The sequence below is a fragment of the Rhodovastum atsumiense genome (assembly GCF_937425535.1).
GTDB classification, from domain to species: Bacteria; Pseudomonadota; Alphaproteobacteria; order Acetobacterales; family Acetobacteraceae; genus Rhodovastum; species Rhodovastum atsumiense.
In genome coordinates this window covers 6174559-6187962 of sequence record NZ_OW485601.1, presented here as the reverse complement: position 1 = coordinate 6187962, position 13404 = coordinate 6174559, and the positions used below count along the sequence as shown (strand labels likewise).

General features: G+C 71.2%; 14 protein-coding genes. 9 read left to right on the top strand and 5 right to left on the bottom strand.

Annotated elements, in window-relative coordinates; genetic code table 11:
* Nucleotides 1-21 precede the first annotated feature (21 nt).
* Complete coding sequence (locus tag NBY65_RS27880) at nucleotides 22-771, bottom strand: SDR family NAD(P)-dependent oxidoreductase (protein ID WP_150038850.1); 750 nt, start codon at nucleotides 769-771, stop codon at nucleotides 22-24.
* A 109-nt stretch (nucleotides 772-880) separates the two neighbouring features.
* Here NBY65_RS27880 and NBY65_RS27875 point away from each other — a divergent pair, with 109 nt between their 5' ends.
* Nucleotides 881-1807, top strand: coding sequence for a LysR family transcriptional regulator (locus tag NBY65_RS27875; protein WP_150038849.1), 927 nt, complete (start codon nucleotides 881-883; stop codon nucleotides 1805-1807).
* Here the strand turns inward: NBY65_RS27875 and NBY65_RS27870 are convergent.
* Together NBY65_RS27870 and NBY65_RS27865 are read right to left on the bottom strand one after the other, a co-directional pair.
* Nucleotides 1770-3038 (bottom strand): MFS transporter, encoded by a 1269-nt coding sequence (locus tag NBY65_RS27870; RefSeq protein WP_150038848.1) that lies wholly within the window; start codon nucleotides 3036-3038, stop codon nucleotides 1770-1772. The two genes, NBY65_RS27875 and NBY65_RS27870, sit on opposite strands and share 38 nt — an antisense overlap.
* 7 nt (nucleotides 3039-3045) lie before the next feature.
* The gene (locus NBY65_RS27865) at nucleotides 3046-3678 is read right to left on the bottom strand and encodes a flavin reductase family protein (protein ID WP_150038847.1); all 633 of its coding nucleotides are present in this window, start codon (nucleotides 3676-3678) and stop codon (nucleotides 3046-3048) included.
* Between the two features lie 293 nt (nucleotides 3679-3971).
* On the opposite strand from NBY65_RS27865, the gene NBY65_RS27860 reads away from it, so the two are divergent.
* Both NBY65_RS27860 and NBY65_RS27855 read left to right on the top strand, forming a co-directional pair.
* A complete protein-coding gene (locus NBY65_RS27860) occupies nucleotides 3972-5312 on the top strand; it encodes an ammonium transporter (RefSeq protein ID WP_239002633.1) in 1341 nt (446 codons plus the stop codon).
* A gap of 211 nt (nucleotides 5313-5523) precedes the next feature.
* On the top strand, nucleotides 5524-6060 hold the full coding sequence (locus NBY65_RS27855) for a GNAT family N-acetyltransferase (RefSeq protein WP_203330346.1): 537 nt from the start codon (nucleotides 5524-5526) through the stop codon (nucleotides 6058-6060).
* Here the strand turns inward: NBY65_RS27855 and NBY65_RS27850 are convergent.
* Complete coding sequence (locus NBY65_RS27850; protein ID WP_150038845.1) at nucleotides 6053-7012, bottom strand: 2-hydroxyacid dehydrogenase; 960 nt, start codon at nucleotides 7010-7012, stop codon at nucleotides 6053-6055. The two genes, NBY65_RS27855 and NBY65_RS27850, sit on opposite strands and share 8 nt — an antisense overlap.
* Before the next feature lie 83 nt (nucleotides 7013-7095).
* Complete coding sequence (locus tag NBY65_RS27845; RefSeq protein WP_150038844.1) at nucleotides 7096-7494, bottom strand: hypothetical protein; 399 nt, start codon at nucleotides 7492-7494, stop codon at nucleotides 7096-7098.
* A gap of 148 nt (nucleotides 7495-7642) precedes the next feature.
* Between NBY65_RS27845 and NBY65_RS27840 the strand changes: the two genes are divergently transcribed.
* The 6 genes from NBY65_RS27840 to glcF all read left to right on the top strand — a co-directional run bounded on the left by NBY65_RS27840 (nucleotide 7643) and on the right by glcF (nucleotide 13367).
* A complete protein-coding gene (locus NBY65_RS27840) occupies nucleotides 7643-8563 on the top strand; it encodes a hypothetical protein (RefSeq protein WP_150038843.1) in 921 nt (306 codons plus the stop codon).
* A gap of 125 nt (nucleotides 8564-8688) precedes the next feature.
* Nucleotides 8689-8814 carry a type B 50S ribosomal protein L36 gene (gene ykgO, locus NBY65_RS27835; protein WP_150038842.1) on the top strand — a complete coding sequence of 42 codons (126 nt, stop codon included), beginning with the start codon at nucleotides 8689-8691 and terminating at the stop codon, nucleotides 8812-8814.
* Nucleotides 8815-8962: 148 nt separating this feature from the next.
* A complete protein-coding gene (locus NBY65_RS27830) occupies nucleotides 8963-10396 on the top strand; it encodes an FAD-linked oxidase C-terminal domain-containing protein (RefSeq protein WP_150038841.1) in 1434 nt (477 codons plus the stop codon).
* On the top strand, nucleotides 10393-11658 hold the full coding sequence (locus NBY65_RS27825; RefSeq protein ID WP_150038840.1) for an FAD-binding protein: 1266 nt from the start codon (nucleotides 10393-10395) through the stop codon (nucleotides 11656-11658). The genes NBY65_RS27830 and NBY65_RS27825 overlap by 4 nt, the downstream gene beginning before the upstream one ends.
* Before the next feature lie 136 nt (nucleotides 11659-11794).
* Nucleotides 11795-12061 (top strand): hypothetical protein, encoded by a 267-nt coding sequence (locus NBY65_RS27820; protein ID WP_150038839.1) that lies wholly within the window; start codon nucleotides 11795-11797, stop codon nucleotides 12059-12061.
* A 4-nt stretch (nucleotides 12062-12065) separates the two neighbouring features.
* The gene (glcF, locus tag NBY65_RS27815) at nucleotides 12066-13367 is read left to right on the top strand and encodes a glycolate oxidase subunit GlcF (protein WP_150038838.1); all 1302 of its coding nucleotides are present in this window, start codon (nucleotides 12066-12068) and stop codon (nucleotides 13365-13367) included.
* Nucleotides 13368-13404 lie beyond the last annotated feature (37 nt).

Sequence of the window (13404 nt, the reverse complement as noted above, 5' to 3'; positions counted from 1 at the left end):
ACTGCGCCGCGCGGGATCGCGTCAGTGAATAAGCATGCCGCCGTTCACGTCGATCACGGCACCGGTGACATAGGCGGAGAGATCGCTGGCGAGGAACAGATACACCCCGGCCACGTCGCGGGCCTCGCCGAGGCGGGCGAGCGGAATCCCCGTCAGGATGCTGGCTTTCATCTCCGGGGTCAGCTTGCCGCCGGTGATGTCGGTCTGGATCAGCCCCGGGGTGACGCAGTTCACCCGGATATTGTCGGGGCCAAGCTCGCGCGCCATTGCCTTGGCCAGCCCCAGCACGCCCGCCTTCGCGGCGGAGTAGTGCGGCCCGCCGAAAATGCCGCCGCCACGCTGCGCCGACACCGAAGACATGCAGGCGATCGAGCCCTGGCGCCGGGCCCGCATGTGCGGCACGAAGGCCTGGCTCAGATACAGCACGCCGTCGAGATTGACCGCCATGATGCGCTGCCAGTCGGACGGGCTGATCTCCTGGAACTTCACCGGCTGGCTGATGCCGGCGTTGTTGATCAGCACATCCACCTTGCCGGTGGCTTCCAGCACGCGCGCGGCGGCCTGGCGGCAGCTTTCGGGATTGCTCACGTCGCAGGCGAAGCCGAGATGGCCGGCGCCGAGTTCCTCGGCCGCCGTGCGGGAGGCGGCCTCGTCGAGGTCAAGGATCACCACGCGGGCGCCGTGCTCGGCGAACAGACGGGCGGTGGCACGACCGATGCCACGCGGACTCGCGGCTCCTGAAATCACCGCAACCCGGTCCGTCAGTAACATTGTTTCCTCCTGAACCTGTGGTTCGCGACATTGTTGGGTGTGCAGGGGGAGGATGCACAAACGCGAAATTTGCACCGTGAGGTGAATCTGGTTCATCCTTCGCGGCCTCATGCAGCATCTCCCGCTCACTGCCCTGCGGGCCTTCGAGGCCGCCGCGCGCACCGGTTCCTTCCGCGCCGCCGCCGATGCGCTCGGCGTCACCCCGAGCGCGGTCAGCCACGCCATCCGTGGCCTGGAGGCGTCGCTGAAAACGACGCTGTTCTTCCGCGAAGGCCGGCAGATCGCACTGACCGGCCAGGGCGAGGCGCTGCTGCGTCATGTCCGCCAGGGCTTCGACGAACTCAAGCGTGGCATCGCCGCGGTGTCCGGCCGCAACCGCATGTTGCTGCGCCTGCACAGCGCCCCGAGCTTCGCCGCGCAATGGCTGGTGCCGCGCCTGCCGCGGCTGCTCGCCGACACCGAGGGGCTCGATCTGCGCATCGCCGCGAGCGTCAGCTACTCGCGTTTCCTCAATGACGAGTTCGACGTGGACATCGTCTATGGCACCGCCTGGGCCGAGCAATATGCCCGCAGCCGGCATCCGCGCATCGTCGTGCTGCCGCTGGGCGAGGAAGTGGTGACGCCGCTTTGCGCGCCCGCCCTGGCCGGACGCATCCACGAGCCGCGCGACCTGTTCGCGCAGACGCTGATCGAGAGCGACAACAAGCAGGTTCGCTGGTCCGCCTGGTTTGCCGCCAACGGGCTGGCGGCGCCGGAGCCGCGCGGGCCGCGCTTCGACCGCAGCTTCCTCTCCATCAGCGCCGCCGCCGACGGGCTCGGGGTGGCGTTGGAATCAACCCGTCTGGCCGAACGCGAACTCGCCAGCGGCCGGCTGGTGCGGCCGCTGCCACGGGCGGAGGACGTGACCTATGTCGGCCATTTCCTCACCTTCCCGCGCGCCGAGCGCTACCGGCTGGAATTGCTGGTGCTGACGGGATGGTTGGCGACCGAGCTTGGCATCACGCTCGATCTGCAGGCCCGTCCGGCCGGCGTGTGAACCGCAGCCATCCGGTGATACCGGCCGCGGCATAGAGGATGCCGAACAGCAGGACGGCGGGCGCGCGGCCGAGCGCGTCGAACAGGGCCGGCGCCACGGCGAGTGCCGCCAGCAGGCCGAGATTGTTGGCCAGGATGAAGGCGCGCACCGCGGCGGCGATGTCGGCGCGCGGCAGTTCGGTCTGGCGCAGGGTGGCCACCATGATGTCCTGCATCGGCCCGCCCGCCGCGCCGATGGCGGCGGCGAGGCAGAAGGCCGGCAGCAGCCAGGACGGCGTCAGCCATAGCCCGCCAAGGCCGAGCAGCGTCACCCCGACGCCGCCCAGGCAGATGCCGCCGAAGACCAGCCGTTCGGGATGGCGTGGCATCGGCCGGTTGCCGATCACCAGCGTGCCCAGCAGGTTGGTGCTGCCATAGGCGGAGATCACCAGCCCGTAGGCGGCGATGCCGCTGCCGCCCGGGCCGGTCACGCCGGCCGCGCCGATCATCAGTGGCACGCCCAGGAAATAGGCCGCGTACCAACTGCCGTTGACGATGCCGGTGAGGGTCAGCGCCGACCACAGCAGGCGGTGGCGCCGCACCACCCGGAAGCCGCGGATCAGGCTGGCCAGGGTGGTCTCGGGCGGTGGTGGCACGAAGGGCACCGGCCGCAGGCGGGTGATGGCGGCGATCGCGGCGGCCGAGAGCAGGAAGGTGGCGGCGTCGATGCTGACCAGATCGGCCAGTGACAGCAGCGCGCCGGCCAGCCCGACCAGACCCGGTCCGAGCAGGCGGGCGATGCGCTCGGTGGTGTCGAGCAGCGCATTGGTGGCCGGCAGCAACGTCGCGTCGCGCACCAGCGCCGGCAGGCTGGACTGCAGCGCCGGGCGGAACAGCGCGAGCCCCGCCGCGAGCACCAGCACGGCCAGCAGCAGGCTCCAGGCGGGCGGGCGGCCCAGGTTGAGCCAGGCGGCCACCAGCAGCAGCAGCGTGGCGGCGCGGGCGAGGTCGGCGCCGATCATCAGCGCCGGTTGCCGGCGCCGGTCGGCCCAGCCACCGCCGGCCAGGGTGACCGCGACCAGCACGCTCGCCTGCAGCACCGCGAGGTAGCCCGCGGCGGTGCCAAGGGTCTCGGCAGCCACCCAGCTCAGCACCACGACAAAGAGCTGGTCGCCGATCGCCGAGGTCGCCAGCGCCAGCCAGAGTAAGGCGATGGCCGGCTCGCCGAGTGGGCGCAGCAGGCGGGCAGTCACGGGCCGGTCACGTCCGGCGCTGCCAGTCGGCGAGGCTGATGCGCGGGACCTCCTCGAGGTCGGTGGTGCGGACGTACCAGCCGCCGCCGTGCATGCGGCCGACCAGGTCCAGCTTCGGCGTATCGACGTGCAGGCGGGCGGGATCGCTCATGCAATCGTCGCGGATATGCATGGCCAGCACCTCGCCGACCACCAGGCCGCGCCCCTCGTCGAGGTCGAACACCATGAAGCGGCGGCATTCCAGAGCGACCGGGCTTTCGGCGATGCGGGGCGGTGCCACCCTGGTGCTCGGCAGGGTGGTCAGGCCGGCCTCGGCGATCTCGTCCACCTCGGGGGGGAAGTCGATCGCGGTCACGTTCATCTGCGCGAGGTTGGCGTGGCTAACCAGGTTGACCACGAATTCGCCGGTCTGGCGGATGTTCGCGCCGCTGTCCTTGGCCTTGCCCGCCGCGCGGCCGCCGATGCCCAGGACCACCAGCGCCGGGTCCTGGCTGAAGACATTGAAGAAGGAGAACGGGGCGGCGTTCAGCCGGCCTTGCCGGTCCTGCGTGACCACCCAGGCGATCGGTCGCGGCACCACCGTCGAGGTCAGCAGCTTGTAGCGATCCTGCGGTGCGAGCGTCGCGAAGTCGAACAGCATGCCGGTCCCTCTTGGTCGTTATGGGCACGACACTGCGCGGGGGCAGGGGGAGCTGTCCAGCGCGGGAGACGCGGGTGTGCCTGCCATTTGGGCAGGCGGTGCGACGGCCGGATGGATCATTCCAGGTGCAATTGCTTCACCGCGTGCCAGGGAGGACTGCCTGATTTTTCGGCAGGTCACGCGGAAGCGGCGCCGGCAGCGTGGCATGCTTCTCGCTGTGGCGCCGGCGCCCCGGGCCGGGCCGGGCCGCCGGCCGGACGCCCGCCGCATCACTTCGAGGAATGCCAGACACCATGCCGCGACCTCTTCGCGTGCTGCCGCTGCTTGCGGCGATCACGACCTTTGCCTTGCCTGCCTCCGCCGCCGAGGCAGCCGCCCGGATCGAGCCCGGCGACGTCGCCTGGATGCTGCTGTGCACCGCCCTGGTGATGCTGATGACCATTCCCGGGCTCGCCCTGTTCTATGCCGGCATGGTGCGCAAGAAGAACGTGCTGGCGACGATGATGCAGTCCTTCAGCCTGTGCGCCGTGGGCACGGTGCTGTGGATGGTGGCCGGCTACTCGCTGGCCTTCGGCACCGGCGATGCGTGGATCGGCGATACCTCCCGGCTGATGCTGCACGGCATCGCCGAGACCTGGGACAAGCCGTTCACGCTGGGGGCGGGGACCGAGTACGCGGTGCCGACCACCATTCCCGAAAGTGTCTTCCTGCTGTTCCAGATGGCCTTCGCCATCATCACGCCGGCGGTGGTGACCGGTGCCTTCGCCGACCGCATGAAGTTCTCGGCGATGCTGGTGTTCCTCTCGCTGTGGTCGCTGCTGGTCTATGCGCCGCTGGCGCATTGGGTCTGGGCGCCGAATGGCTGGCTCGCGGTGATGGGGGTGGCCGATTTCGCCGGCGGCACGGTGGTGGAAGTGAACGCGGGCGTCACCGGCCTCGTCTGCGCGCTGGTGATGGGACGGCGGCTCGGCTACCGGCAGGAGAACATGGCGCCGTGGAACCTGGCGCTGGCGGTGGTGGGGGCGTCGCTGCTGTGGGTGGGCTGGTTCGGCTTCAACGCCGGCGGCGCACTGGCGGCGGGCGGGCGCGCCGCCATGGCGGTGCTGGCGACCCAGCTCGCGGCGGCCGGCGCCACCCTCTCCTGGAGCTTCGCCGAGTGGTTGCTGCGCGGCAAGCCGTCGGTGCTGGGGGCGATTTCCGGTGCGGTGGCGGGGCTGGTGGCGGTCACCCCGGCGGCCGGCTTCGTGCTGCCCGGCCCGGCGCTGGGGCTCGGGCTGGTGGCCGGGGCGGTATGCTTCTGGGCGGCCACGGAACTGAAGCAGCGGCTCGGCTACGATGACAGCCTGGACGTGTTCGGCGTGCACGGGGTGGCCGGCATCATCGGCATGCTGGCGACCGGCTGGTTCGCCTGCGGCGCCCTCACCGCCACGGCGGAGCATCCGGAAGGGCTCTATGTCGGCGGCGTGTCGTTGCTGGGCGTGCAGGCGCTGGCGGTGGGTGTGACCATCCTGTTCAGCGGCGCGGCGAGCTGGCTGCTGCTGGTCGTGACCGAACGGCTGGTGGGATTGCGGGTGACGCGCGAGGAGGAGCGCGAGGGCCTGGATCTGACGCTGCACGGCGAACAGGTCTTCTGAGGCATCACAACCCTGAATGGATCACGCCGGCAGATTGCAACGACTTTAGATTGCCGGCGTGATCGACGACCTGCCTCCGCAGTGCGGACTTGCCATCCCGGCGCGAAGTTCTGCATGCTTGCCGCCCGCTCATCCGCGAAAGACAAGAAAAACCAGGGAGGCAAAGGATGCGCAGTGCAGCAGGACGGGTGAAGCGCCCGCGGTGGCCCTCATGATCCCCGGTGCCGATGCGGCCGGGGCCGCTGCCCCCACCGTGGTGCCCCTGGCTGCCTGGCGCCGGGCCCATGGCATCGCGCCCCCCATCCGCGCCGCCCGCCCGGAGGAATCGGCGGCGCTGACCACGCTCTGCCTGCGGGCGAAGGCCTCGCTCGGGGTCAGCGAAGACCTGATGCGGCTGTGGGTGCCGGTACTCACCCTCCCCGCCGAGGCGATCGCCGCCGGCCGCGTGCTGGTGGCCGCGGAGACGGCCCTGCTCGGGGTGGCGGCGCATGGCCCGCCGGTGGACGGCCTTGCCGAACTGACGCTGCTCTGCGTCGATCCCGCGGCGACCGCGCGGGGCGTGGGCACGGCGCTGCTCGGCGCCGTCGTCGCGCGGCTGCGGGCACAAGGCGTGCGCCGCATGACCATCCTCGCCGAACGCGGCATCGCCGGGTTCTATCGGCGCATGGGGGCGGTGCCGACCGGGTTCGCGCCGTCGCCGGCGATCCCTGGTCGGATGCTGCCGAGCCTGCTGCTGGAGCTCAGGTAACCCGGTTGGCCGGCCGGCGTCCGTGCAGCACGGCGTCGATGCCGTCCAGCACGATGTTGCCCATGGCATCGCGGGTCTCCGTGGTGTTGCTGCCCAGATGCGGCAGCAGCACGACGTTCTCCAGCCGCAGGTAGCCTGGGTTCAGCGCCGGCTCGCCTTCGTAGACGTCGAGTCCGGCGCTGGCGACGTGGCCCGAGCGCAGCGCCGCGATCAGGGCGCCGTCGTCCACCAGGGCGCCGCGGGCGGCGTTCACCACCACTGCCCCCGGCGGCAGCAAGGCGATGCGGTCGGCGTTCAGCCAGTGCTGCGTGGTGGCGCCGCCCGGCGCGTTCAGCGAGAGGATATCGCATTCCCCCAGGAAACCGGCATCGTCGCCGTGCCAGATGGCGTTGCCTTCCAGCTCCGGCGGCAGGCGGGTGAGGTCGCGGTAATGCACCTCGAGATCGAAGCCCCGCGCCATGCGGGCCAGTTCCCGGCCGATGCGGCCCATGCCGAAGATCCCCAGCCGCTTGCCCGAGACCTGGGTGCCGAGCAACTGCGTCGGTGCCCAGCCGCTCCAGCGCCCCGCCCGCACCATGCGTTCGCCCTCGCCGGCGCGGCGCGCGGCGGCGAGGATCAGCAGGAAGGCCAGTTCCGCGGTGGCCACCGAGAGCACGTCGGGTGTGTTCACCACCTCCAGCCCGCGGGCCCGCGTGGCGTCGAGGTCGATATGGTCGTAGCCGACGCTGAAGGTGCCGAGCACCTTCACGCTCGCCGGCAGCGCGTCGATGGCGTCGGCGTCGAAGCTGTCGGTGGGGCTGCACAGCACCGCGTCGCAGCCTTCGGCAAGGCGCAGGATCTCGGCGGTGCTGCGGGGCCGGTCCTCGGGATTGAGCAAGGCGTCATAGTCGCGGGCGGCGCGCGCCTCGATGGCGGGCGGCAGCAGGCGGGTGATCAGCAGGCGCTTCTTCATGGGCGTTCCCCCCCGGAATCCTTATGGACATCCTTATGACTGGTTATGGTGGGGGCAACCGGGGAGCGGAAGAGGTGCGGGGACTATCTGCCGCCACGCCCCACATTGGTGATGACGATGCCGAACAGCGCGGCCGTGACGGTGATGACGCCGATCAGCCAGCGCAGCCGGGTGGCGGTCGCCTCGGCCTCGGCGGCGAAGCGCGCGCGCGCGGCGTCGCGCTCGGCGCGGATGCGGCGGTCCAGGTCGGGGCCGGGGGCGATGGCGGCGGCGGAGTCAGCCAAATGCGGGCGCAACCGCTCCAGCGTCGCCGCGTAGTCCGCGCCTCCCGCTTCGGCCAGGGCGTCGTCGAGCGCGGCCTCGCGCGAGATCGCCCGCTGCAGCGGCAGGGGGGCGGCGAAGGTGGCGAACACGCCGGTCAGGCCGACGATGAGGAAGGCCATCACCAGGAAGGCGGACAGCGTCGCAGCGGGTCGGGCCATCGCGTCGGGAGCTCCTGTTGCGGTCGCGCACATCGCCCTTGGGCCGGCAGGCGTCAACCCGGCCCGGCCGCCGCGGGGTTAAGCCTTTGGCAACCGCCCGATGCCATGCGAGGGGAAATCCACAGCCCGGATGCCTCGGTCCAGTCCGATGTCCTTCGTTGCAGTCCGATCCTGGCTTCGCCGGCTCTCTCCGCCACCGGTGATGATGGCCCTGTCGTCGCTGCCGGAACCGGCTCCGGTGCCGGTGTTGGCGGAGCCGGATCCGCCGGATCCGCCGGAGCCACGCTGGACGAAGCCGCGCATCGCGGTGGCCGATTCGTTGTGGGGGGACGGGTTCGGCCTGCCCGGGGGCGAAGACGAGATCCTGCGCCTCGCCGCGCCGCTCGGCCTGTCCAGGGCCGCCACGTTGCTGCTGCTCGGCGCGGGTGCCGGCGGACCGGCCCGCGTGCTGGCGGGAACGCTGGGGGCCTGGGTTTCCGGCCACGAGGCCGATCCGGCCCTGGTCGGGGTCGCCGCCCGCAAGCTGTCCCAGGCCGGGGCCGACATCGCCCGCCGCGCCGAGGTGGCGCCCTGGGATCCGGCGGCGCCGGCCTTGCGCCGCCGGGGGTTCCATCATGCCCTGACCCTGGAGGCCTTGCGCGGCACGCCCGACCGGCCGGTGGTCCTGCAGGCGCTGCTGGCGGACCTTGCCGGGGCGCTGCGCCCGGGCGGCCAACTGGTGCTGGTGGAGCTGGTGGCGGGGGAAAGGCGTGATCCGGCCGATTCCCGGCTGGCCGAGTGGGCCCGGTCGGAAGGGCGCTCGCCCGGGCTGGTCACGGCTGCCGGGCTGACCACGGCGCTGGCCGGGGTGGGCTTCGATGTGCGCGTTGTCGAGGACATCTCGGTGCGCCACCGGCGCCTGGCGATCGAGGGCTGGGTGAGCCTGCTGCGCGGGCTTGCGCAGGATCGGCCGGCGCCGGCGCGGGCCGCCGCCACCGTCGCCGAGGCCGAGATCTGGCTGCAGCGGCTGCGGCTGATGCAGGCGGGGCATCTGCGCCTGATGCGCTGGCACGCGCTCGGCCCCCGCTGAGGGCCGGCATCCAGGCCCGGACACCGCCGGGATCGTGCCGCCGCGGGTCCGACGGGCTTGACAGGAAAGGGGGCGGCCCCCTATTGCGCCGCGCTTGAATTCCTTCGTGAACAAGGCTTCCACCCATGCGCATCCGCAACAGCCTGCGATCGGCCAAGACCCGCGACAAGAACTGCCGCGTCGTGCGTCGCCATGGTCGCGTCTATGTCATCAACAAGAAGAACCCGCGCATGAAGGCCCGCCAGGGCTGAGTGCCGCTGCCGGGCGCACCGCCCGGCACCCTGCTGCGTTGGACGCAACGCCCCGGAGCCCCCTCCGGGGCGTGCGTCGTCTTGCCCGGCGCTCACCTTGCCTTCACATTCGGGGAATAAAAAGCCGGCAGACAGGAGGATCGCTGTCATGATCGCCCAGCCCCCGCCCAAGCAGGATGTGCTCGCCCGCCGCGACGCCATCGTCGCCGGTCTGCGCAAGTTGCTGCCCTCCGCCGATGCGGTGATCGCCGAACCGATCCGGCTCAGGCCGTACGAGACGGACGGGCTCACCGCCTATCGCCAGGTGCCGCTCGCGGTGGTGCTGCCGGAAACCACCGAACAGGTGGCCGCGGTCATGGCCTATCTGCACAAGGAAGGCGTGCGCGTGATCCCGCGCGGCGCCGGCACCTCGCTCTCGGGCGGGGCGTTGCCGATGGCGGATGCGGTGGTGCTCGGCATGATGCGGCTCAATCGCATCATCGAGGTCGATTTCGCCGACCGGCTCGCGGTGGTGCAACCGGGCGTGACCAATATCGGCATCACCCAGGCGGTGGCCGGGCAGGGGTTCTTCTATGCGCCCGACCCGTCGAGCCAGCTCGCCTGCATGATCGGCGGCAATGTCGGCATGAACTCCGGCGGCGCGCATTGCCTGCGCTACGGCGTCACCGCCAACAACCTGCTCGGCCTGAAGCTGGTCACCGTCGAGGGCCAGGTGATCGAGGTCGGCGGTGGCCATCTCGATGCCGCCGGGTACGACTGGCTCGGCCTGCTCACCGGCAGCGAGGGCCAGCTCGCGGTGATCACCGAAGTCACCGTGCGCATCCTGCGCGGGCCGGAAGGGGCGCGCGCCATGCTGGCGGCATTCCGTTCCAACGAGGTCGCCGGCGCCTGCGTCGATTCGATCATTTCCTCCGGCATCATCCCGGTGGCGCTGGAATTCATGGACCGTCCGGCGATCCATGCCTGCGAGGCCTTCGCCCATGCCGGCTATCCGCTCGACGCCGAGGCGCTGCTGATCATCGAGGTGGAGGGCAGCCCCGCCGAGCAGGACGATCTGCTCGGCCGCATCAAGGAGATCTGCGGCCGCCACGATCCGATCAGCCTGAAGGTCTCGTCCTCGGTCGAGGAGAGCGCGGCGATCTGGAAGGGCCGCAAGGGGGCTTTCGGCGCGGTGGGGCGGATCAGCCCGGATTACCTCTGCATGGACGGCACCATCCCGACCAGCCGCCTGCCCGAGGTGCTGCGCCGCATCGGCGAAATGAGCGAAAGCTACGGCCTGCAGGTGGCCAATATCTTTCATGCCGGCGACGGCAACCTGCACCCGCTGATCATGTTCGATGCCAATGATCCCGAGAGCTTCCGCAAGGCCGAGCAGTTTGGCGCCGATATCCTGACGCTTTGCGTCGAGGTGGGCGGCTGTCTGACCGGCGAGCATGGCGTCGGCGTGGAGAAACGCGACCTGATGGGCGTGCAGTTCACCGCCACCGAACTCGACCAGCAGCGGCGGGTGAAATCCGCCTTCGATCCGGGATGGCTGCTCAATCCCGCGAAGGTGTTCCCGTTGCAGGCAGCGGCCGAATGAGCGCCGGGGCCTCCTTCACAACCGATCCGCCTCGCGGCGCGGCCGTGGCGGCAACGGGCGCTTTCGACGCGCCCATCGACGAGGCCGGCGTGGCCGCGGCGCTGCGCGCCGCCCATGACGCGGCGGAGCCGGTGCTGGTGCGCGGGGCCGGAACCAAGCTTGGCATGCTGCGCCCGGTGCAGGCGGCGCGCACGCTTTCGACCACTGGCCTGACCGGCATCACCCTCTATTCGCCGCAGGAGCTGGTGCTCTCGGCCCGCGCCGGCACGCCGATCGCCGAGCTGGAAGCCGCCGTCGCGGCGAAAGGCCAGCAGATCACCGCCGAGCCACCCGATTTCTCCGCCCTGCTGGGCAGCACGGGCGCCCAGACCCTGGGCGGGGTGGTCGCCGCCAATCTCTCCGGGCCGCGGCGCGTGGCCTGGGGGGCGATGCGCGACCACGTGCTGGGCCTGCGTGCGGTCAACGGCATGGGCGAGGTGATCCGCTCCGGCGGGCGCGTGCTCAAGAACGTCACCGGGCTCGATCTCGCCAAGCTGCTGACCGGCAGCCACGGCACGCTCGGGGTGATCACCGAGGTCACCTTCAAGGTGCTGCCGGTGGCCGAGCAGCGGGCGACGCTGCTGCTGCCGGGGCTCGATCCGGTGCGTGGCGTGGCGGCCTTGTCGGCGGCGCTGGGCTCGCCCTATGGCATTTCCGCCGCTGCCTACCTGCCTGCCGGGATGGCGGCACGGATTCCGGCCCTGGCCGGGATCGGCCAGCCGGTGGCGCTGGTGCGGCTCGAGGATTTCGCCTCCTTCGTCGCCTATCGCTCCGAGCGCCTGCGCAGTGATCTCGCGGAATTCGGTGCCGCCGAGATGCTGGACGATGCCACCACACGGGCGGTCTGGACGGCGGTGCGCGACGCGACGCCGCTGGTCGCGGAGCCCGGGGCTATCTGGCGTGTCTCCGTGCGGCCCTCGCAGGGGCCGCGGGTGGCAGCGGTGCTGGAGCGGATGTTCGGCGCGCGCTGGTTCCTTGACTGGGGCGGCGGCCTGGTCTGGGTCAGCGGCCCCGCCACCGCGGCGGCGCACCAGGCGGTGGTCACCGCGGTGCAGGAGGCCGGTGGCACCTGGACGCTGCTGCGCGCCCCGGAGGCGCTGCGCACCGCGGTCGAGGTGATTCCGCCGGAACCGCCGGCCCTGGCGGCGATCGCACGGCGGGTGAAGGCGGCTTTCGACCCGAAGGGCATCCTCAATCCCGGCCGGATGCGCGCGGGGTTCTGAACGGGACGGCGCGGGCGGGGACGGCTCCGTTTCGCTTCCGCCACGGGCATAAAACTGGCAAAGCTCCGCCCGGCCAGGAACGTTCCGGCGATCATGCCCGGGACCGGCCCGGGCACGACGGACAGGGACGGCGACAATGACACCGTGGGGTGAGATCGGGTTGCTGGGCATCAGCATGGGGGCGCTGACGGTGCTGTTGCGCACCACCCCTGGCACATTGGCCCAACGCCTGCTGCGCATCGCCCCGGTGGTGATCGGCCTGTTCCTGGCCGGTCTCGCCCTCGGCAGGCTTGCCGGCGTGCCGGGCTTCACCCCATCGCAAGGATTGCCGGAATACATCATGGCGGGCATCGGCCTGCTCTGCTGGGCCGGCGGCCTCGTGCGCATGCTGGCCAGGAACTGACGCCATGCAGACTTCCTTCACCGCCGAACAGCTTCGTGATCCCGGCACCGCCGCCGCCAACCAGGTGCTGCGTACCTGCGTGCATTGCGGCTTCTGCACCGCGACCTGCCCGACCTTCGTCCTGCTTGGCGACGAGCTCGACAGTCCGCGCGGCCGCATCTACCTGATCAAGGACATGCTGGAATCCGGCCGCCCCGCCACCGAGGAGGTGGTGCGGCACGTCGATCGCTGCCTCTCCTGCCTGTCCTGCATGACCACCTGTCCCTCGGGCGTGCATTACATGCACCTCGTCGACCACGCCCGGACCTACATCGAACAGACCTATCGCCGTCCCTGGCACGAACGCTGGCTGCGTGCCCTGATCGCCGCCCTGCTGCCCCATCCGCGCCGTTTCCGCGCCGCGCTGTCGGCCGCCCGTCTGGCCCGGCCCTTCGCCGGGCTGCTGCCGGCCCGGGGCCGCCTGTTCAAGCGGCTGCGCGCCATGCTGGGCATGGTGCCAGCCGCGCTGCCGAAGGAAGGGCCGATCGCCGCCGGGGTACGCCCCGCCGAAGGGCAGAAGCGCGCCCGCGTCGCCCTGCTCGCCGGCTGCGCCCAGCAGGTGCTCGACCCCGCCATCAACGACGCCACCATCCGCCTGCTCACGCGCATGGGCATCGAGGTGGTGGTGCCCGAGGGCGCAGGCTGCTGCGGCAGCCTGACCCACCACATGGGCCGCCACGACGACGCCATGGCCTCGGCCCGCGCCAATCTCGCCGCCTGGAGCCGCGAGCTGGACGGCGCCGGCCTCGACGGCATCATCATCAACGCCTCGGGCTGCGGCACCACGGTGAAGGATTACGGCTTCATGTTCCGCACCGAGCCGGAAGCGGCGCAGGCGGAGCGGATCGCCGCCCTGGCCATGGACATCACCGAAGCACTGCTGCGGTTCGGCTACGCGCCGACACGGCAGCCCCCGGGCCTGACCGTCGCCTACCACGCCGCCTGCAGCCTGCAGCACGGCCAGAAGATCACCGATGCTCCCCGCACCCTGCTGCGCAAGGCCGGGTTCCGCGTGGTCGAGCCGATCGAGCCACATCTCTGCTGCGGCTCGGCCGGCACCTACAACCTGCTGCAGCCGGACATCGCCACCCGGCTGCGCGCGCGCAAGCTGGAAAACCTGAAGGCCACCCGCCCCGACCTGGTGGCGAGCGGCAATATCGGCTGCCTGACCCAGCTCGCCGATGGCGGCCTCCCAATGGTGCATACCGTGGAACTGCTGGACTGGATGGCCGGCGGCCCCCGGCCGGAGGGCGTGCCGGTCCGCTGATCCCCGGCACCGCGCCCCAGAGGCCAGGAAAAGGCCA

Coding starts and splice junctions, on each gene's coding strand:
- NBY65_RS27880 (WP_150038850.1), bottom strand. CDS start 771: ATGTTACTGACGGACCGGGTTGCGGTGATTTCAGGAGCCGCGAGTCCG.
- NBY65_RS27875 (WP_150038849.1), top strand. CDS start 881: ATGCAGCATCTCCCGCTCACTGCCCTGCGGGCCTTCGAGGCCGCCGCG.
- NBY65_RS27865 (WP_150038847.1), bottom strand. CDS start 3,678: ATGCTGTTCGACTTCGCGACGCTCGCACCGCAGGATCGCTACAAGCTG.
- NBY65_RS27860 (WP_239002633.1), top strand. CDS start 3,972: ATGCCGCGACCTCTTCGCGTGCTGCCGCTGCTTGCGGCGATCACGACC.
- NBY65_RS27855 (WP_203330346.1), top strand. CDS start 5,524: ATGATCCCCGGTGCCGATGCGGCCGGGGCCGCTGCCCCCACCGTGGTG.
- NBY65_RS27850 (WP_150038845.1), bottom strand. CDS start 7,012: ATGAAGAAGCGCCTGCTGATCACCCGCCTGCTGCCGCCCGCCATCGAG.
- NBY65_RS27845 (WP_150038844.1), bottom strand. CDS start 7,494: ATGGCCCGACCCGCTGCGACGCTGTCCGCCTTCCTGGTGATGGCCTTC.
- NBY65_RS27840 (WP_150038843.1), top strand. CDS start 7,643: ATGTCCTTCGTTGCAGTCCGATCCTGGCTTCGCCGGCTCTCTCCGCCA.
- ykgO (WP_150038842.1), top strand. CDS start 8,689: ATGCGCATCCGCAACAGCCTGCGATCGGCCAAGACCCGCGACAAGAAC.
- NBY65_RS27830 (WP_150038841.1), top strand. CDS start 8,963: ATGATCGCCCAGCCCCCGCCCAAGCAGGATGTGCTCGCCCGCCGCGAC.
- NBY65_RS27825 (WP_150038840.1), top strand. CDS start 10,393: ATGAGCGCCGGGGCCTCCTTCACAACCGATCCGCCTCGCGGCGCGGCC.
- NBY65_RS27820 (WP_150038839.1), top strand. CDS start 11,795: ATGACACCGTGGGGTGAGATCGGGTTGCTGGGCATCAGCATGGGGGCG.
- glcF (WP_150038838.1), top strand. CDS start 12,066: ATGCAGACTTCCTTCACCGCCGAACAGCTTCGTGATCCCGGCACCGCC.